This is a genomic window from Rubrobacter sp. M3-4, from assembly GCF_059772285.1.
In genome coordinates this window covers 24,823-41,944 of the sequence record NZ_JCBAJP010000012.1, presented here as the reverse complement: position 1 = coordinate 41,944, position 17,122 = coordinate 24,823, and the positions used below count along the sequence as shown (strand labels likewise).

General features: G+C 69.5%; 22 protein-coding genes. 19 read left to right on the top strand and 3 right to left on the bottom strand.

Annotated features, from left to right (window positions below):
• Positions 1-115 precede the first annotated feature (115 nt).
• Both AC6EKW_RS12585 and AC6EKW_RS12580 read right to left on the bottom strand, forming a co-directional pair.
• Positions 116-340 carry a PIN domain-containing protein gene (locus AC6EKW_RS12585; RefSeq protein ID WP_498514563.1) on the bottom strand — a complete coding sequence of 75 codons (225 nt, stop codon included), beginning with the start codon at positions 338-340 and terminating at the stop codon, positions 116-118.
• A gap of 3 nt (positions 341-343) precedes the next feature.
• Positions 344-592, bottom strand: coding sequence for a hypothetical protein (locus tag AC6EKW_RS12580; protein ID WP_498514562.1), 249 nt, complete (start codon positions 590-592; stop codon positions 344-346).
• A 302-nt stretch (positions 593-894) separates the two neighbouring features.
• Between AC6EKW_RS12580 and AC6EKW_RS12575 the strand changes: the two genes are divergently transcribed.
• Genes AC6EKW_RS12575 through AC6EKW_RS12515 form a run of 13 tightly spaced genes read left to right on the top strand, consistent with a single transcriptional unit; the run spans position 895 to position 11,902 of the window.
• Positions 895-1,179 (top strand): hypothetical protein, encoded by a 285-nt coding sequence (locus AC6EKW_RS12575; RefSeq protein ID WP_273889188.1) that lies wholly within the window; start codon positions 895-897, stop codon positions 1,177-1,179.
• Complete coding sequence (gmk, locus tag AC6EKW_RS12570; RefSeq protein ID WP_498514561.1) at positions 1,164-1,742, top strand: guanylate kinase; 579 nt, start codon at positions 1,164-1,166, stop codon at positions 1,740-1,742. Before AC6EKW_RS12575 ends, gmk begins: the two co-directional genes overlap by 16 nt.
• A complete protein-coding gene (rpoZ, locus tag AC6EKW_RS12565) occupies positions 1,732-2,034 on the top strand; it encodes a DNA-directed RNA polymerase subunit omega (RefSeq protein ID WP_273889186.1) in 303 nt (100 codons plus the stop codon). Before gmk ends, rpoZ begins: the two co-directional genes overlap by 11 nt.
• A 9-nt stretch (positions 2,035-2,043) precedes the next feature.
• Complete coding sequence (locus tag AC6EKW_RS12560; RefSeq protein ID WP_273889185.1) at positions 2,044-3,126, top strand: phosphopantothenoylcysteine decarboxylase domain-containing protein; 1,083 nt, start codon at positions 2,044-2,046, stop codon at positions 3,124-3,126.
• Positions 3,119-4,348, top strand: coding sequence for a methionine adenosyltransferase (gene metK / locus AC6EKW_RS12555; protein ID WP_498514560.1), 1,230 nt, complete (start codon positions 3,119-3,121; stop codon positions 4,346-4,348). The genes AC6EKW_RS12560 and metK overlap by 8 nt, the downstream gene beginning before the upstream one ends.
• Positions 4,349-6,556 carry a primosomal protein N' family DNA-binding protein gene (locus AC6EKW_RS12550; RefSeq protein WP_498514559.1) on the top strand — a complete coding sequence of 736 codons (2,208 nt, stop codon included), beginning with the start codon at positions 4,349-4,351 and terminating at the stop codon, positions 6,554-6,556.
• A 6-nt stretch (positions 6,557-6,562) separates the two neighbouring features.
• Positions 6,563-7,057 (top strand): peptide deformylase, encoded by a 495-nt coding sequence (def, locus tag AC6EKW_RS12545; protein ID WP_273889182.1) that lies wholly within the window; start codon positions 6,563-6,565, stop codon positions 7,055-7,057.
• A gap of 20 nt (positions 7,058-7,077) precedes the next feature.
• Positions 7,078-7,998: a methionyl-tRNA formyltransferase gene (fmt, locus tag AC6EKW_RS12540; protein ID WP_498514558.1), complete on the top strand. Its 921-nt coding sequence runs from the start codon at positions 7,078-7,080 to the stop codon at positions 7,996-7,998.
• A gap of 47 nt (positions 7,999-8,045) precedes the next feature.
• Positions 8,046-8,726, top strand: coding sequence for a PglD-related sugar-binding protein (locus tag AC6EKW_RS12535; protein ID WP_273889180.1), 681 nt, complete (start codon positions 8,046-8,048; stop codon positions 8,724-8,726).
• Positions 8,723-9,475 carry a prepilin peptidase gene (locus AC6EKW_RS12530; protein WP_273889179.1) on the top strand — a complete coding sequence of 251 codons (753 nt, stop codon included), beginning with the start codon at positions 8,723-8,725 and terminating at the stop codon, positions 9,473-9,475. The genes AC6EKW_RS12535 and AC6EKW_RS12530 overlap by 4 nt, the downstream gene beginning before the upstream one ends.
• Before the next feature lie 12 nt (positions 9,476-9,487).
• Positions 9,488-10,594 carry a type IV pilus assembly protein PilM gene (gene pilM / locus AC6EKW_RS12525; RefSeq protein ID WP_273889178.1) on the top strand — a complete coding sequence of 369 codons (1,107 nt, stop codon included), beginning with the start codon at positions 9,488-9,490 and terminating at the stop codon, positions 10,592-10,594.
• Between the two features lies 1 nt (position 10,595).
• Complete coding sequence (locus tag AC6EKW_RS12520; RefSeq protein WP_273889177.1) at positions 10,596-11,279, top strand: PilN domain-containing protein; 684 nt, start codon at positions 10,596-10,598, stop codon at positions 11,277-11,279.
• Entirely contained in the window at positions 11,276-11,902 is a 627-nt protein-coding gene (locus AC6EKW_RS12515) for a type IV pilus inner membrane component PilO (RefSeq protein WP_498514557.1), read from the top strand. Before AC6EKW_RS12520 ends, AC6EKW_RS12515 begins: the two co-directional genes overlap by 4 nt.
• 312 nt (positions 11,903-12,214) lie before the next feature.
• Here AC6EKW_RS12515 and AC6EKW_RS12510 read toward each other — a convergent pair whose 3' ends face one another.
• On the bottom strand, positions 12,215-12,376 hold the full coding sequence (locus AC6EKW_RS12510) for a hypothetical protein (RefSeq protein ID WP_273889175.1): 162 nt from the start codon (positions 12,374-12,376) through the stop codon (positions 12,215-12,217).
• A 57-nt stretch (positions 12,377-12,433) separates the two neighbouring features.
• Between AC6EKW_RS12510 and aroC the strand changes: the two genes are divergently transcribed.
• From aroC to AC6EKW_RS12480, 6 genes are all read left to right on the top strand, one after another.
• Entirely contained in the window at positions 12,434-13,597 is a 1,164-nt protein-coding gene (gene aroC, locus AC6EKW_RS12505; RefSeq protein WP_498514556.1) for a chorismate synthase, read from the top strand.
• Positions 13,594-14,097, top strand: a complete 504-nt coding sequence (locus AC6EKW_RS12500; protein WP_498514555.1) for a shikimate kinase — start codon at positions 13,594-13,596, stop codon at positions 14,095-14,097. Before aroC ends, AC6EKW_RS12500 begins: the two co-directional genes overlap by 4 nt.
• Positions 14,082-15,155, top strand: coding sequence for a 3-dehydroquinate synthase (gene aroB, locus AC6EKW_RS12495; protein WP_498514554.1), 1,074 nt, complete (start codon positions 14,082-14,084; stop codon positions 15,153-15,155). Before AC6EKW_RS12500 ends, aroB begins: the two co-directional genes overlap by 16 nt.
• A gap of 123 nt (positions 15,156-15,278) precedes the next feature.
• Positions 15,279-15,836: an elongation factor P gene (efp, locus tag AC6EKW_RS12490; RefSeq protein ID WP_273889116.1), complete on the top strand. Its 558-nt coding sequence runs from the start codon at positions 15,279-15,281 to the stop codon at positions 15,834-15,836.
• Positions 15,833-16,231, top strand: a complete 399-nt coding sequence (gene nusB / locus AC6EKW_RS12485) for a transcription antitermination factor NusB (protein WP_273889115.1) — start codon at positions 15,833-15,835, stop codon at positions 16,229-16,231. The genes efp and nusB overlap by 4 nt, the downstream gene beginning before the upstream one ends.
• The gene (locus AC6EKW_RS12480) at positions 16,224-17,111 is read left to right on the top strand and encodes a polyprenyl synthetase family protein (RefSeq protein WP_498514553.1); all 888 of its coding nucleotides are present in this window, start codon (positions 16,224-16,226) and stop codon (positions 17,109-17,111) included. The genes nusB and AC6EKW_RS12480 overlap by 8 nt, the downstream gene beginning before the upstream one ends.
• The last annotated feature ends 11 nt before the right edge of the window (positions 17,112-17,122 follow it).

Genomic DNA, 17,122 nt, shown 5'->3' with positions numbered 1-17,122 from the left:
CTCCGCGAACCGCAGAGCACTCGCCAAATGTACGGAGTCGTAACCCCGCAAGGCATGCTTCTCGGCCAGATCGCCGGCGTGATGGGCGACGAGGTTCGAGACCGCCGAGGCGGTCTTAGGTCCGCCAATCCTCGTCGAGATCGGAGATCACCTCCCGGTGCTCCTCTCCTGTGAAGTCCCCTTCCCGCAGCCTCCGGGCGAGAGCAGCACGAGCCTCCGCGTAGGCAACCGTGGACGTGGCTACCCTCTCCGACTCCTCTACGGCGGCGAGTGCCAGCTCGCGCCCTTCCTCCTCTACGTAGAGCTTCAGCAGGGCGCTGGTGTCCAGGTAGATTACCAAAGCCTAGCGGCGGTCCTCGATCACCGCCTCCGCAACACTGCGTCCGCTCCTGGGCCTGGGCGGGTTCTTGCTCCCCTTCGGTTTACTTCCTTCAGAAGGATAGTAGTATTCTTGTTTTTCCTCCCGCTCCAGTTCGCGCCTGACGGCCTCCTCGATCCATTCGCTGACAGACTTGTCCGCGCTCGCCGCGGCTACCTTTACCCGGCGCCTGAGGTCAGCGTCAACGTCCGCCGCTATCCTTACCCTTGCCATCGTAGACCTCCGTATCCATATCGTCGTGGCGTCATGGCTACACAGCCAGTTTAACGCCGCTGGCGCGGCGGCTCCAGCGCAGGGACGGAGGTTTTTAGCTGGCGGTAGCCGAACCTGGTTTATCCTTGCGACTCGATGACCTTCATTGCTACGCTGGCCTCGGGAAGGAGATCACCGCCGGGCGCAGCACCCCCAAGCTCTGTCGGCCCGCATCCTCTGTTTGAGGTTCGTCGGTGAGGTCGAAATGGTATAATCCCGTATCAATGCTGAGGCGCGCGCCGGAAAGAACCGCGCAACAGAGGTTGAGCGCGCTCGAAGATGCGAACCGGGTGCGCTTCGCTCGTGCTGCCGCGAAACGCAAGCTCAAGAGCGGGGAGCTGGACATTTACGACCTGTTGATGGATCCCTCGGAGGAACTCAAAGGGGCCAAGGTGGAAGAGATGTTGCTCGCGCTGCGGGGCATGGGGCGGGTGAAGGTGAGCCGGCTCCTGCGGGAGGCCAGGATAAGCCGTTCCAAGACGCTCGTCGGGCTCACGCACGGGCAGAGGGACCGTCTGATCAGGGCTTTAGGTTGCAGGGAAAGCTGATAGTCGTCTCCGGGCCCTCCGGAGCCGGGAAGGACACCCTGATAAAGGCGGCGCTCGCGGAGATCCCCAGCCTGGCGCTCGTCGCCTCGGCGACCACCAGGCCCCCGCGTCCCGGGGAGGTCGACGGGCGCGACCACGTCTTCCTGAGCCGGGAGGAGTTCGAGCGCTGGATCCGGGAGGGGAGGCTGCTCGAGTGGGCCGAGTACTCCGGCAACCTCTACGGGACGCCGAAAGAGAGCGTCGAGCGGCTGCTTGCCGAGGGCAGGAACGTCATACTCAGGATAGAGCTGCAGGGGGCCAGGGCGATAAAGAAGAAGCGTCCGGATGCGGTCATGATCTTCGTACGGGCCCCGTCGCTCGAGGAGACCCGCCGCCGGCTCGAGAGCCGGGCCACCGAGACCCGGGAATCGCTGGAGAGCAGGATGGCCACCGCGGTCAAGGAGGTCGCCGCCCGGGAGGAGTTCGATTACGAGGTGGTCAACGGCGACCGGGAGCAGGCGAGCGAGACCATGATAGAGTTGCTCAGAAAGATCGTCGAAGGAGAGGACGAAGATGCTGGATGATCTCAGGATAGACGAGCTTCTGGAGAAGGTGGACTCGCGGTACACGCTGGTCGTGGCCACCGCCAAGCGGGCCCGTCAGATCAACGAGTACACAGCCACCCTCGGTCTCAACGAATCGCTCGGCATCCCGGGGCCTCAGGTCCCCACCCGCTCCCAGCACCCCCTCACCATCGCCATCGAAGAGTTGCGCGCCGGGAAGCTGAAGGTGGGCTTCAGGGGCGAGGAAGAGCCCCGGCAGGAGCAGAGGGAGGATCATCCCGCGCAGCAGGAGGAGGACCAGGGCGCGGCCTGATCTCCGCGGATGATCCAACTCCATGTCGGGCCCGGGCCCGGTGCGCTGGAGGCCCCGGAGCTCTGCCGGCGACTTCTCGCCGCCGGGCATCAGGTCGGTCTCTCCTTAGAACCGGGAGCGACCCGCTTCGTCGGGCCGCTCGCCTTCTCGGGGCTCGCCCACGATCCGGCCGCACTGCCGGGACCGGTCGCGGCCGTCGTCCACGCCCCGGCGTCCGCCGGTACGATAGCCCGGATCGCCGGTGGGCTCACGAGCCCTGGTGAAGACGCCCCGCTCGTTATCGCACCGGACCTCGACCCGCAGAGCGCGCTGCACCCCGCGGTGCGCGACAACCTCTCCCTGCTGCGCGGGTGGGGGTGTACCGTGGTCGAGGGGACCGGGGGGAGGATGGCGCCGGTGCAGGAGATCGCCCGGGCCGTCTTCGGGGTGATCGGCGGTCCCCTTCGGGGGTTGAAAATTCTGGTCAGCGCCGGGGGGACCCGCGAGCCGATAGACGGGGTGCGCTACATAGGCAACCGTTCCTCCGGAAAGATGGGCCTCGCGGTGGCCGAGGAGGCGGCGGCGAGGGGGGCGGAGGTCACCGTGGTCGCCGCGAACGTCGCCGGAGGCGGGAGCGGGTGGGTGCCGGTGGAGACCTTCGGCGAGATCCGGGAGGAGATCCTCCGGCGGGCGAAGGAGGCGGACGCGCTCGTCATGGCCGCCGCCGTCTCGGACTTCACCCCCGCCGCCCCCTTCCCGGGCAAGATGAAGCGCAAAGAGAAGCTCACCCTCGAGCTCGTCGCCACCGGGGACATCCTGCGCGAGGTCCGCGCCGGGAACCCCGACCTCTTCGTGGTGGGGTTCGCCGCGATCCACGGGGATCCCGTCGACGAAGCCCGGGAGAAGCTCCTCTCGAAGGGAGCCGACCTCGTCGTCGGCAACGACGTCTCGCGCGACGACATAGGTTTCGGAGCTGACGAGAACGAGGTGTACGTCGTGAGCGCCGGGCGCGAGTGGTTCTTCCCGCGGGCTCCCAAACGCAGGATCGCCGGGGCTATACTGGACGTCATGGCCGAGGAGATGAGCAAGAAAGGTCGTAAGTCGAATGGTTGAGAAGGCCGTATCGGAGCCCGATGCCCGGGGGAGGGCGAGAGCGCGCACGTCGCACCTTTTGACGGCGGAGTCGGTCACGGAGGGGCACCCGGACAAGGTGGCCGACCAGATCTCCGACGCCATCCTCGACGCCGCGCTCGCCGACGACCCGGCGAGCCGCGTCGCCTGCGAGACGCTCGTCACCACCGGTCTCGTGATCGTGGCCGGCGAGATCACGACCAGGACCTACGTGGACATTCCTACGCTCGTCAGGGCGAAGATCTCGGAGATCGGCTACACGCGGGCGAAGTTCGGCTTCGACGCCGAGACCTGCGGGGTGATGACCTCCATCGATCCCCAGTCGGCGGACATAGCGCAGGGGGTGGACCGGGCGCTCGAAGCCCGCGAGCGGGAGGGGCTCGACGAGATCGGGGCGGGAGATCAGGGGATGATGTTCGGCTACGCCTGCCGCGAGACCGAGGAGCTGATGCCGCTGCCGATAATGCTCGCCCACGCCCTGACTAGGAAGCTGGCGGAGGTGCGCAAGAGCGGCGAGCTCGAGTACCTGCGCCCCGACGGAAAGAGCCAGGTCACCGTACGCTACGAGGGAGCGCGCCCGGTGGCCGTCGAGAAAGTGCTCGTCTCCGCGCAGCACCGCGAAGGCGTCGAGAAGCGCATCCGCGCTGATCTCCTCGAGGCCGTCATAGAGCCGGTGATGCCGGAGGAACTCTTCGACCGCAGGAAAGCGGAGGTGATCGTCAACCCCACCGGGCGGTTCGTGATCGGCGGTCCGCAGGGGGATACGGGCCTGACCGGGCGGAAGATCATCGTGGACACCTACGGCGGCGCGGTGCCCCACGGCGGGGGGGCATTCTCCGGCAAGGACCCGACGAAGGTGGACCGCTCGGGGTCTTACGCCGCGCGCTGGGTGGCGAAGAACGTCGTCGCCGCCGGGCTGGCGGAGCGGTGTCTGGTCCAGATAGCCTACGCCATCGGCGTGGCGCGGCCCGTGAGCCTCGCCATAGACACCTTCGGGACCGAGACGGTGGACCCGGCGCTCATCTTCTCGCTCGTCGAGGAACACTTCGACCTGAGGCCCGGGGCGATCATCCGCGATCTCAGGCTGCAGCGTCCGATCTACGGGGCGACCGCCGCCTACGGGCATTTCGGGCGTCGGGAGCCGGGGTTCACCTGGGAGGAGACGACCCGCGCGGAGGCCTTGCGCCGGGCGGCCGGCCTGTAGTTGGCGCACCCCGCAGGGGAGATGGAGGCGCTGGTCTGCCTCCTGATCGGCACGCACGCGCTGCCCCCGCTCGGCTACCGGGTCCCGGATCGTCTGGAGGGGAGGGTCGGGGTGGGCTCTGCGGTCGTGGCGCCGCTCTCGGGGATCTCCCGGATCGGTGTCGTGCTCGAGGTCTCGCCGCCGGGGAGCCTCTCCCGCGCGACGGAGGAGGTGAGGGGCGTTCTGGAGGAGCTCTCCCCGGGACCGGAGCTGGTGGAGCTGTGCCGCTGGGCTTCCGAACGGGCGGCGGTGCCGCTGGCGCAGGTCCTTCGGGGGACGCTTCCTCCGGGGTTGGATGCCACCCGCTACCGCGTGCGGGCTCCCCTGCCGGATGGGCGTTTCGAGGAGGGGGCCCTCGTCTCCCGGCGTGCTCTGCGTCGGGCGCTCGGCTCCGAACGCCTGAGGCGGGCCGAGGTGGAGGGGTTCGTCGAACTCGCCCCCGGCGTTCGGGAAGACGAGAGGAGCGCGTGGGCCGTGGTCGTGGGGGGTGTTTCCGGGGGGCGGGAGTGGACCGACCCGCAGAGGCGTCTCTTCGAAGAGCTGGTCTGCCGGGGGGGAGAGTATCCCGTCGGCCGGCTGCTGGAGGAGACCGGAGCGCGCCGCGACGTCCTGCGCAGGCTCGCCGGACGGGGGGCCGTACGGATCGAAGTTCGTCCCCCGGAGGTGATCCGGGGGAGCGAGGACCCGAAAGAGCGTCCCTTCCCCAGAGAGATGGACGCCGTCATGGCGCGTGGCGGGGCCTGGCTCTGGCGCCGTCCTTCGTCCGACCAGCCGCTCGTCGCCGCCGGGCTTGCGAGGACGGCCCTCTCGGACGGGTTCCAGACCCTGGTCCTCGTGCCCACCCGGGAGGACGCGGAGAGGGTGGCGCAGGAGGTCGGCCGGGTGCTCCCCGAGGGGCGCTCCGCCGCCGTCTACCACGCGGGTCTCGCCGTGGGGAGGGCGGAGATCCGGGATGGAGTGCGCACCGGGAGGGTGGACGTCCTGATCGGCACGCGGTCCGCCGTCTTCGTCCCGTTCGAGAGGCTTGGGGCGATCTGTGTCCTCGAAGAGCCGGACCTCGCCCACCGGGCGGAGGAGGGGTACGAAGGGGTGCCGCTGCATGTCAGGGATCTCGCGCTGCAGCGGGCACGCGTCGAGGGGGCGAGCGCGCTGTTTTTGTCCCCCGTCCCCTCCCTCGAGCTCTACGCCCGCAGGGGGAGAGGGGTGAAGGAGATCGCCCCGCCGGAGCGGGCCCGATGGCCGGCCGGCCGGGTCGTGGATCTGCGGGGCACCGGGGCCCGGCTCGGGGGCTCCCTGGTCGAGACCTGCCGCCAGGCGGTGGAGGAGGGCATGTCCGTGGGGGTCGTCGTGACCCGGGTCGGGCACGGCCGGGTGCTCGTCTGCAATGGGTGCGGGGCCGTGGCGGTCTGTCCGCGCTGCGGTCTGAGCCTCTCCGTCCGCGACGAGAAGACGCTCGTGTGCAACGGGTGCGGGAAGGTCGAGCTTCGGACCGGGAGGTGTCCGGAGTGTGGCTCCGGGAGGATGAGCACCACGGGGATTGCCGCCGACGGGGTGAGGTCCGAGCTCTCCCGACGCCTCGCGAGGAGGGTCGGTCTGCTCACCGCCGGGCGTAGGGAGGGGGAGGATGCCGGGGTGGTCGTGGGAACCCCGCGTCCGATGCTCGCGTCGGAGTGGGACGTTGTCGCGCTCCCGGATGTGGACGGCCTCCTGCTCGGGAGGAGGGTGCGGGGGACCGAGGAGGCCTTCAGGCTGGTCTACCGGGCCGCGGAGCGTACCAGGACCCTGCTCGTGGTGCAGAGCCGAGTGCCGGACCACTACGCCCTGCGCGCCGCCCTCGAAGGCGACTATCCGGCCTTCGCGCGCAGCGAGCTGTCCCGCCGGCGCTCCTTTGGCTATCCGCCGTTCGCATATCTCGCCGAGATCGTCCTCGAAGGGGACGGGGAACCGCTGGCCCGTGCGGTAGAATTCTTCCTCGAAGAGTCCGCCAGGCACCGGGTCGAGGCGATCGGTCCGGCGCCCGGTCCCGAGGGAACTTCGCGGCGCCTGCTCCTGCGCGGGACGGAGCCGCACCGGGTGGCGGCCGCCGCGCTCGAGCCGTACGCGGCGTTGAGCAGGAAGAAGGTGCGGGGCCTGAAGGTACGCGTCACCATCGATCCACAGGAGGTCTGATCTCACGTGCTCGAGATAAGGAAGTTCGGCGACCCCGTCCTGAAGTCCCGGGCCACGCCGGTGAAGAAGTTCGACGAGTCGCTGGCCCGGCTGGCCGGGGAGATGATCGAGACCATGCACGCGAACGAGGGGGTCGGGCTCGCCGCCAACCAGGTCGGATACCTCAAGCGGATCCTCGTCGCCACGGCCGACGATAAGGACTACGTGCTGGTCAACCCCGAGATCCGGGAGCGTTCATCGGAGGTCGTCACGAGCACGGAAGGGTGTCTCTCCATACCCCACGTGCAGGTAGACGTGGAGCGTGCGCGCCGGGTGGTCGTGAGCGGCCAAGACCTTGAGGGCAACCCGGTCGAGATCGAGGCCGAAGAGCCGCTGGCGATCATACTGCAGCACGAGATCGACCACCTGGATGGCATCCTGATCCTGGACCGTACCGACCGGGAGTCGCGCAAGCGTGCCCTGCGCGAGATGCGGGAGCGAACGCTGGCCGGCAGGCAGTAGAAGGTTCCGGGCTCATCACCTTGAAGGTAGCCTTCGCCGGTACGCCGGGGTTCGCGGCGCAGGTCCTGGAGGGGCTGCTCGGCTCCGGACACGAGGTTGGGCTCGTTGTCTCGCAGCCCCCGAGGAGGCGGGGACGGGGTAGAAAGTTTTCTCAGACACCTGTCGGAAAGCTCGCCGCCTCACGTAACCTCAATCTCGTTCAGCCCGAGGACATCGGAGAGGTCGCGGACCGGATAGCCTCCTCGAGCGACGTCCTGGTCGTCGCGGCCTACGGCCAGATCCTCCGCAGAGAGGTGCTGGGGGCAGCGCGTCACGGAGCGTACAACGTACACCCCTCGCTGCTCCCGGCCTACCGCGGGGCGGCTCCCGTCGAGCGGGCCATAATGAACGGCGAGAAGGTCACCGGCGTCTCGATCATGAAGATGGACGAGGGGCTCGACACCGGTCCCGTCGCGCTGAGGCAGGAGGTCGAGATAGGCCCGGAGACCACCGGCGGCGAGCTCTCCGAGAGGCTCGCCCGGATCGGGGCGGACCTCCTCGTGCGGGTCCTGGACGACCTCGAGGCCGGACGCCTGCACCTCGAGGAACAGGATCACTCCCGCGCCACCTACGCCGCGAAGATCTCGCCGGAGGAGAGGTTCATCCGCTGGGGTGCAGAGGCCCGGCGGGTGCACGATCACGTGCGGGCGCTCTCCCCGCACATCGGGGCCCGAACCACCCACCCCGACGTCGAGGGGCCCGTCAAGGTCTGGCGCACCCGAATCGCGCGTGACGTGGCAGGGCTTGGACCGGGTGAGATCCTGGCGCAGAAGGAGCGCCTTCTGGTCGGATGCGGCGAGGGTGAGCTCGAGATCCTGGAGCTTCAGCTCCCCGGGGGCAGGGCGCTCTCCTCCGCGGAGTTCCTGCGCGGGCACCGGCTCTCCGGGGCCTTCGGGGGCTAGGGCGGGCGCAGCGGCGTCCCATGGATGTTAAACTGGCTCGCCAGAGCATGCGAGGGGAAGGCGAGACAGAGAGGGCCGAAGGCAGGGTGGGGATCTCGGAGCCCGAGCCCGAGGCCCGGCGGGTCGGTTTCGAGGAGGAGACCAGGATCGCCATCGTCGGGGCCGGGGGATACGGGCGGGTCGCGCTCGACGTGCTCATAGCCGCGGGCTACGAGGGCTGCATCCTCGGTTTCTACGACGACGCCCACCCCATGCTCGACAGCCACGTGCGCGGGTATCCGGTGCTCGGGGACGTGGCCATGCTCAAGAGCATGCTCTCCGTGGAGCCCGTCTCCGTCATCGTCGCCATAACCGACAACCGGGCGAGGCTGCGCGTCGCCAACTCCATAAGGGGGCTCGGAGGCACGTTCTTCACCGCCGTCCACCCTTCCGCCTACCTCTCCGACGCCTCGGTGATCGGTGACGGGACCGTCGTCGGACCCGGATGCACGGTCTACCCGGACACGATCGTGGGCAGCCACTGCTGCCTGGGTCCCTCCTCGGTGGTCGAGCGCGACGCGGTCGTCGGCGCCGGGGTGTGGGTCTCGGCCGGGGCGATCGTGGGCCCCGGGGCGCAGGTCGGGGCGCGGGCCGTGCTCGGGCAGAATTCGAGCGTGGGACGCAAAGCGGTGGTGATGGAGGACGGGAGGGTGGGCCCGCTCGAGGCCGTCGAGCGGAGGGGCGGATGAGCCTTGCCCTTCTCGCCGCGCTCTTCGGGCTTCTCATCGGCAGTTTCCTGAACGTCGCGATCTACCGCATCCCGCGGGGGCTCTCGGTCGTCTGGCCGCCCTCGCACTGCCCCGTCTGCCACGAGCCGATCGCCCCCTGGGACAACGTTCCTCTCCTCTCCTACCTTCTGCTGCGGGGCAGGTGCCGCAACTGCAAGGAGCGCATCCCGCCGCGTTACCCGGCGGTGGAGCTCGCCACGGCGTTGCTCTTCGGAGCCGCGGCGTACGCCTTCGGGATCGGGTGGGGTCTCGCGCGGGCGCTCTTCTTCCTGGGCGCCCTGATCGTGCTCGCGGCGACCGACGCGGACCGGCGCATCCTCCCGAACGCGGTGGTGCTCCCCGCGACGGGGGCCGGGCTCCTGCTCTCGGCGGCCGCCGACCCGGCGCGCTGGTGGGTCTACCCGCTCTCGACGGCGGGGGTGGGTGGCGCGCTGCTCGCGGTCGCGCTCCTCTACCCCGGGGGTATGGGGATGGGGGACGTGAAGATGGGCGGGATGCTCGGCGCGTTCCTCGGCGGGTACGCGGCGCTCGCCGTCTTCTTCGGCGCCCTGCTCGGAGCGCTGGTCGGCGTGGGTCTCATGCTCGCGGGCAGGGCCGGACGCCGCAGCGCCCTGCCGTTCGGGACCTTCATGTCCGTCGGTGGGATGGTGGTGCTCTTCTGGGGGCAGGAGATCTGGGGAGCCTATCTCGGCGTGTTCTCCGGGGGCTAGGGAGGGGGGCGGATGGAGCGTCTCAGGTTGCCTGGGAGACCGCAGGCGATCGGGATGGACATGGACAGCGGGGCTCTCAAGGCCGTGCAGGTCGGTCGTACGAAGGCCGGGTTCGTCCTCCGGCACGTCGGCTACCACCGGCTCGCGCCGGGGGCGATCGAGGCGGGGGAGGTCGCCGACCACGACCTGCTCGCCGCGGAGGTGAAGAACTTCTGGGGGGCGCACTCCTTCAAGGGCAGGGATGTCTACCTGGGGGTCGCCAACCAGGAGATGGTCGTCAGGGTGCTCTCCTTCCCTCGCATGCAGCCCTCTGATCTCAGGAGCGCCATCTCCTTCGAGGCAGCGGAGCACGTGCCGATGCCGCTCGAGGAAGCCGTGCTCGACCACGTGGTGCTCGGAGCGGACCCGGCCGACCCGGACTCCGACCGGGTGCTGCTCGTCGCCGCCCGGCGGGAGATGATAAGCCGCTACGCCTCGGCCGTGCGGGTGGCGGGCCTCAGGCCCGTGGGGGTGGACTTCAAGCCGCTGGCCCTCTCGCGCACCACGCTCCCGAGGGACGCGGCGCTGCAGGAGGGCGCCGCCCTGCTCGTGGACGTCGGCACGGAGATGAGCTGCGTCGCCGTCTGCGAGGAGGACGGGCCCGTCCTGGCGGGTCTCGTGCCGCTAGGCTCACAGGACTTCGCGCAGGAGATCTCCCGGCTCGCCTCCATCCCCGAGGACGAGGCCGAGGAGCAGCTCATGAACCCCGGCATCCGGCTGGGGTTCGAGCCGGTGGAGGAACCGGAGGGGGAGCAGGATGAAGCCGGGCGCGCCCTTCTGTACGATATCAGGCGTGCTCTCGAAGGCGTTGTGGGGAGGTTGGCCGGGGAGGTGCAGCGCTCGATCGAGTATTACTACTCGCAGCCCGGGTCTCGCGAGATCTCCGGGATGTTCGTCTCCGGGGAGGGGGCCGTGGTTCCCGGCCTCGCGGAGTACATGGGGGAGGTGCTCGGCATCTCTTCCCGTCTGGGACGGCCGCTCGAGAGGTTCGCGGCCAACGAGTCGAACGTCCCGGACGGGCAGCTCGAGGTGATGGAGCCGGTTCTGGCGGTCGCCGCCGGGCTGGCCCTCGAGGAGTAGGATGCGCCGTGTCAACCTCCTCCCGGAGGAGGAGCGGCGTAGGGCCGGGCTGTCGCTCAGGGAGAGGAACGTGATGCAGCTGCTGCTCATCTCCGGCGCCACCCTTCTGGTTTTGATGGTCGGTGTCTACGTCCTCTACCTGGTGAGGATCAACGCGGAGGAGGGCCAGATCGCGCACCTCGACCGCCAGATCTCGGCCCAGCGCGCCCGGCTCGCCGAGCTCGCGCCCTACCGGGGGCTGGAGGCGCGGCTGCACCAGAAGGAGACCATCGCCGACGGGATATACCGCTCGCGCTTCGCGTGGGATGCCTTCTTCCGGGCGCTCTCCTACGTGATACCGGATACCACGGCGCTGAACGGCCTGAGCGCGAAGGCGCCGCCGGTCAACGTCAACGCCTCCCCGGGGCAGGAGCTCACCCCGCCCGGCGAGGTCTCCTTCACGGGGGTGGCCCTCGACAGCTACACCAACGTGGCGGCTTTCATGGTGCAGCTGGACAGCCTGCCGTATCTCAGGGATACGCGCCTCAACTCGGCGACGCTCGACCGCAGTACCTACGTGCGGCCGGTCATAAACTTCGACGTCACGTCTCAGCTGGTGGTCAGGGCCGGTCAGGAGGGGAAACGCCTCCCGCTCGAGGGGGCTTCGGGCTCCCGGCGTCCCCGGGTGCGGAACGGTGGACCTTGAACCCCCGCGACCGCAACATACTGATCGGCGCCGTCGCGGCCGTCGTCCTTTTGGTCGCGGCCTACTACGTGCTTTTGCTGGGGCCGGCGCGCAGCCGCTACGCCCGGCTGCAGCAGGAGCACGACGTCAAGCAGACGGAGCTCGCCCGGCTCGAGCGGAGCGTGGCGCACCTCGAAGGGGTAAAGAGGGACGCCCCGAGGATACAGCGCCAGCTTCTGCAGCTCGACAAGCGCCTGCCGAACAGCCCCCAGATCCCGACCCTGCTCGTACAGCTGCAGGAGATCTCCCGGGCCTCCGGCGTCACCCAGCTTTCGATCAAACCCGGCTCACCCGAGCCGCCGGTCGGGGGTGGAGACTTCTCCCGCATACCGATTACAATGTCCTTCGAGGGTTCCTACGATCAGATGCAGGACTTCTACACCCGCCTGCTGAACCTGGCGCGTCTGGTCACGGTCGCCCAGGTGACCTACCAGCGGGCCGGCGGCACGACGGGGGCTAAAGGAGGGACGCTGCAGGTCCAGATAGAAGCCGAGATCTACGTACAACCCTCCGTCGGTCAGACGGGAAGCGCTGCCCCGGCACCTTCTCCGACCCCCGCCGGAGGGACGACCGGCGGTGGATGAGGGGGAGGCTTTGTCCCGGATCTCCACGAGATGGGTCGCGGGCGTGATCGGGGCTTCCCTCATCGTGCTCTTCTTCCTGTGGGTCTTCGCGGGGAGGTCGTACGACGGTGGGGCATCCGCCTTCCACCGCGCCGCCGACGTGCGCAACGGCGGAAGCGTCGCGGGGAGCTCTTCCCCGGCCTCTCCCGCCGAGTCTTTCGCCGCCTACGGTCCCCCGAAGGACCCTTTCCGGGAGCTCGTGGCGCGGGCCGGCGCCCACGGGAAGAGCACCTCCCCGTCCAGCGGCGGGGGTGGGCGGCGCCCGTCCTCGTCTCAGGCCTCCGGGTCCAGGCCTTCGAAGCCGTCGCGTCCCGGCGGCGGCACCGGGCACAGCCCGTCTTCTTCGCCGCCGCCGTCGTCCTCCCGGCCGGCGCGACACCCGGCTCCGGGACCCGCGGCGGCCTCGAGCCCCGCGAGCGGGGGGGCTCTCTTCAATAGCGGCGGGAACCTTCCATTACCCCGAGAGAGATAGAGAGGCGTGAAGAGACGAATATGAGGTTCGGTTTTTCTACGGCGGGAGAGTCCCACGGCCCGGCGGAGGTCACGATAGTGCACGGCGTGCCCGCCGGGCTCAGGCTCCTGGCCGAGGACGTCAACCGGGATCTTGCGCGCCGCCAGCGCGGCTACGGGCGCGGCGGGCGTCAGAAGATAGAGAAGGACGAGGTGGAGTTTCTCGGCGGGGTCCGCCACGGGTACACTCTGGGCTCCCCGGTCGCGATGCTCGTACGCAACCGCGACTACGCCAACTGGGAGCAGAGGATGAACCCCGCGCCCGTGGAGGATCCGCCGAAGCCCATCACCTTGCCGCGTCCCGGACACGCCGACCTCGCCGGGATGCAGAAGTACGCCACGGGTGATCTGCGCAACGTCCTCGAGCGCTCGAGCGCCCGGGAGACGGTCGCGCGGGTGGCCGCCGGGGCGGTGGCGAGGAGGCTGCTCGCCGAGTTCGGGGTGAGCATCTCCAGCGCCGTCTACCGCATCGGCGGGGCGTCGATGGAGAGGGAGCGCGCCGCGCTGGAGGCCGACAAGGCCGACTCGTCCGAGGTCCGCTGCCCCGACCCCGAGGTCACGGAGAAGATGAAGGCCGAGATAGACGCGGCGCGCCGGGCGCGCGACGCGTTGGGCGGGGAGTTCGTCGTCGTCGCCGAGGGGTGTCCGCCGGGGCTCGGGTCCTACGTGGACTGGCGGGACAAGCTCGACGCCCGGCTGGCGCACGCGGTCATGTCCATAAACGCGATAAAGGGCGTCGAGATCGGGATGGGCTTCGGCCTCGCCCGGCACCGCTCGAGCGAGGTGCAGGACGAGATCCTGCCGTGCGAGGGGTTGCCGGTGAGGGCGACCAACCGGCTCGGAGGGCTCGAGGGCGGGATGACCAACGGCGAGCCCGTCGTCGTCTCGGCGGCGATGAAGCCCATCTCGACGATAGCCCGGGCGCTGAGGACGGTCGACGTCTCGAGCGGTGAGGAGGCGCGCGCGTTCAAGGAGAGGGCGGACTCCTGCGCGGTACCGGCGGCGGCGGTGATCGGGGAGGCGATGGTCGCGGTGGTGCTCGCGGAGGCCTTCCTGGAGAAGTTCGGCCGGGACAACCTCACCGACATCCGGGCCTCCTACGAGGCGTACATGGACCGCCTGCGCGGCGGGTTCGGCGCGGGGTGAGCTTGAAGGGCCCGCTGGCGATAATCGGGTATATGGGGAGCGGCAAGAGCACGGTGGGCCGCATCCTCGCCCGCCGGCTCGGCTGGGAGTTCGTGGACCTCGACACCGAGCTCGCGGTGCGCGAGAAGCGTCCGATCCCCCAGATCTTCCGGGAGTCGGGCGAGGGGTACTTCAGGGACCTCGAGAGCAGGGGGCTCGCGTGGGCGCTGCGTACGGAGGAGCGGGTCGTGGCCTGTGGGGGAGGGGTGGTGCTGAGGGAGGAGAACCGCAGGCTCCTCTCCGCGGTGTCCACGGTCTTCCTGGAGGAGGATCTCGGCGTACTCTACGCCAGGACGCGGGGCGACTCCCGGCCGCTGCGGGGCACCTCCAGGGAGGAGTTCGAGCGGCGCTACGCCGAGCGTGAGGCGCTGTACGCGGAGTCCTGCGGCCTCAGGGTCCTGGTCGACGGCAGGACGCCCGAGGAGGTGGCCGAGGAGGTCCTCCGGTGGATGAAAGGATAGAGGTCGGGGGGGATGCCCCGTACCCGGTGGTGCTCGGGGAGGGGATCGACCTCGCCGGGGCGCTCGAAGGGGCGATGGAGAGCGGTCCGTGCGCCCTGCTCACGGACTCGGAGGTCGGGGTGCACCATGCCGGGGCGGTCGTCCGTGCTCTCGAGCGTGGAGGCTGGCGGGTGGTCTCGGTGGTCGAAGTGCCTCCCGGGGAGCGCTCCAAGAGCCTCGAGACCTACGGGCGGGCGGCGGCCGCGCTCGCGCGCGACGGCCTGACCCGCGACGGGACGCTCTTCGCGCTCGGCGGAGGGGTCGTGGGGGATCTCGGGGGCTTCCTCGCCGCCACCTACATGCGGGGGGTGGGGCTCGTGATGCTGCCGACCTCGCTTCTCGCGATGGTGGACAGCGCCGTCGGGGGCAAGACCGGGATCGACCTCCCCGAGGGGAAGAACCTGCTCGGGGCCTTCGTCCGTCCCCGGGCGGTCGTGGCGGACCTCGCCTGGCTCCGGACGCTGCCGGAGCGCGAGGTCTCGTGCGGGCTCGCCGAGGTGGTGAAGATGGGGCTTTTGTGCGGGGGCGGGTTCTTCGAGGATCTCGCGCTCGTCGGGGCGGCCCGCGGCGGGGACATGGCGGCCGTGCGCACGCTCGTCGCCCGTTCGGTGCGGTTCAAGGCCTCGGTGGTCGCCTCCGACGAGCGCGAGCGCGGCCGGCGCGCCATCCTCAACTACGGGCACACGATAGGACACGGCATCGAGGCCGCCTGCGGGTACGAGATCAGGCACGGGGAGGCCGTCGCCGTCGGGATGCTCGCCGAGGCCGACCTCTCGCGCGAGAGGTTCGGTCGGGACCTGCTCGGGTTGCATCGGGAGCTCGTCGGGCTCGCCGGGCTTCCCTCGCGGGCTCCGGGGGTGCGGGTGCGGGACGTTCTGCTCGCGATGCGCCGGGACAAGAAGCGCACGCGCGAAGACGTTCATCGCTTCGTCCTCCTGCGGGACGTCGGTGAGCCCGTGTGGGGGGTGGAGGTCGGAGAGGAGGAGGCCGGGCGGGCCGTGGAGAGGGTCGTCGCCTGAAGATTCTCCGGAGACGCGGGCACGAAGTGTGCGATAATATCCCCTTGCCCGGACGGGGCGGCGAGCCTGGGAGGTATCTGTCTCTCTATGTGTGGCTGAAGATGCGTGCGAGGTGATCTGCGTATGATATCCACGAACCAGTTCAAGAACGGATCGGCGATAAAGGTGGACGGCAAGAGGTTCACGATCCTCTACTTCCAGCACGTGAAGCCCGGCAAGGGGGGGGCCTTCGTCAGGACGCGCCTGCGCAACATGGACACCGGGGCGGTCATAGAGAAGACCTTCCGGGCCGGGGAGAAGGTCGAGGACATAAGGACCGAGTCCAAGGAGATGCAGTACCTCTACCGGGACGGGGACCTCTTCTACTTCATGGACCTCGAGACCTTCGAGCAGGTCGCGATCCCGCTGGATGTCGTCGGGGACGCGGTCAACTACATCGTGCCCAACGGCACGGTGAGCGTGCTCTACGCCGACGGGGAGGTCGTGAGCGTGCAGCCCCCGGCCCACGTCGACCTGGAGGTCACTCAGACCGACCCCGGCGTCAAGGGGGACACGGCCACGGGCGGGAGCAAGCCGGCGACGCTGGAGACCGGGCTCGTCGTGCAGGTCCCGCTCTTCATCAGCGAGGGTGACCGGGTGAGGGTCGACACCCGCACCAGAGAGTATCTGACCCGGGTATGAGCCGCAGGAGGGCACGCAAGCAGGCATTCATGGTGCTCTACCAGAGCGACGTGACCGGCGAGCCCGTCGAGAAGCTCATGGCCCGCTGGACCCTGTTCAAGGGAGAGCTCGACCCCTACGCCCGCCGTCTCATCCACGGGGTGGACGAGAGGCGGGCGCTGCTCGACGAGAGGCTCGAGGCCGCCTCGGAAGGATGGCCGGTCTGGAGGATGAACGCCGTGGACCGCACGATACTGCGCCTCTCGCTCTACGAGATACTCCACGTCGAGGACGTCCCCTTCGAGGTCGCGGTCGCGGAGGCGAAGGAGCTGGCCAAGGGGTTCTCCGGAGAGGAGGCGCCGGCCTTCGTCGGGGGGGTCCTGCGGGGGGCCGGAAGGCTGGTCGAGCATGGATAGCATGCTGCGGTGGGAGAGCCACCGCGAGAGGTTCGAGGAGTACCTGCACGGGCTGCGCTTCTCGCAGAACCCGGCGCTCGGTCCGCTGGTCGAGGCGATGCGCTACGCGATGCTCTCCGGCGGCAAGCGCGTACGTCCCACGCTCTGCATGGAGTCGGCGTGGGTCTTCGGGGCCGACCCGGAGCTGGTGCTGCCGTCTGCGGCCGCGATAGAGCTCATCCACACCTACTCGCTGATCCACGACGACCTGCCGGCGATGGACGACGACGACTTCCGGCGCGGGCGCCCGACGGTGCACAGGAAGTACGGCGAGGCGATGGCGATCCTCGCCGGGGACGCCTTCTTCGGCGAGGCGCTCACCCTGATCACGGTCCACCAGAAAGGCACCCCGGAGCAGGTGCTGGAGGTGGTGCGCGAGCTCGCCGCCTCGACCGGTGTCGAGGGGATGGTCGGCGGGCAGGTTCTGGACATAAACTTCACCGGGGTCGGATCCGAGGTCGACACCGAGACGCTCTACATGATCCACCGCTACAAGACCGGCGCCCTGATCAAATCCTCGGCGCGCATCGGGGCGATCCTCGCCGGCGCCTCTGCGGAGGAGCAGGCCGCGATCTCGGAGTACGCGCTCGAGCTCGGGCTCTGCTTCCAGATCGTCGACGACGTGCTCAACGCCACCTCGACCGCCGAGAAGCTCGGCAAGAGCGCCGGCAGCGACGCCGAGCGGGGTAAGGCGACGTTCGTGAGCGTCTTCGGCGTGGAGGGGGCGCGGCGGGAGGCGGATGCCGCCACCGAGCGAGCGCTCGCGGCGCTCGGCCGGATCGGTGGGGACGTCTCCGGGCTGCGGGAGATGGCGATGTTCGTCCGACACCGGGAGAGTTGAGCCGAGAGGTG

Coding starts and splice junctions, on each gene's coding strand:
- AC6EKW_RS12535 (WP_273889180.1), top strand. CDS start 8,046: ATGCGAGGGGAAGGCGAGACAGAGAGGGCCGAAGGCAGGGTGGGGATC.
- metK (WP_498514560.1), top strand. CDS start 3,119: ATGGTTGAGAAGGCCGTATCGGAGCCCGATGCCCGGGGGAGGGCGAGA.
- aroC (WP_498514556.1), top strand. CDS start 12,434: ATGAGGTTCGGTTTTTCTACGGCGGGAGAGTCCCACGGCCCGGCGGAG.
- AC6EKW_RS12520 (WP_273889177.1), top strand. CDS start 10,596: ATGCGCCGTGTCAACCTCCTCCCGGAGGAGGAGCGGCGTAGGGCCGGG.
- efp (WP_273889116.1), top strand. CDS start 15,279: ATGATATCCACGAACCAGTTCAAGAACGGATCGGCGATAAAGGTGGAC.
- nusB (WP_273889115.1), top strand. CDS start 15,833: ATGAGCCGCAGGAGGGCACGCAAGCAGGCATTCATGGTGCTCTACCAG.
- rpoZ (WP_273889186.1), top strand. CDS start 1,732: ATGCTGGATGATCTCAGGATAGACGAGCTTCTGGAGAAGGTGGACTCG.
- AC6EKW_RS12560 (WP_273889185.1), top strand. CDS start 2,044: ATGATCCAACTCCATGTCGGGCCCGGGCCCGGTGCGCTGGAGGCCCCG.
- AC6EKW_RS12580 (WP_498514562.1), bottom strand. CDS start 592: ATGGCAAGGGTAAGGATAGCGGCGGACGTTGACGCTGACCTCAGGCGC.
- AC6EKW_RS12480 (WP_498514553.1), top strand. CDS start 16,224: ATGGATAGCATGCTGCGGTGGGAGAGCCACCGCGAGAGGTTCGAGGAG.
- AC6EKW_RS12530 (WP_273889179.1), top strand. CDS start 8,723: ATGAGCCTTGCCCTTCTCGCCGCGCTCTTCGGGCTTCTCATCGGCAGT.
- pilM (WP_273889178.1), top strand. CDS start 9,488: ATGGAGCGTCTCAGGTTGCCTGGGAGACCGCAGGCGATCGGGATGGAC.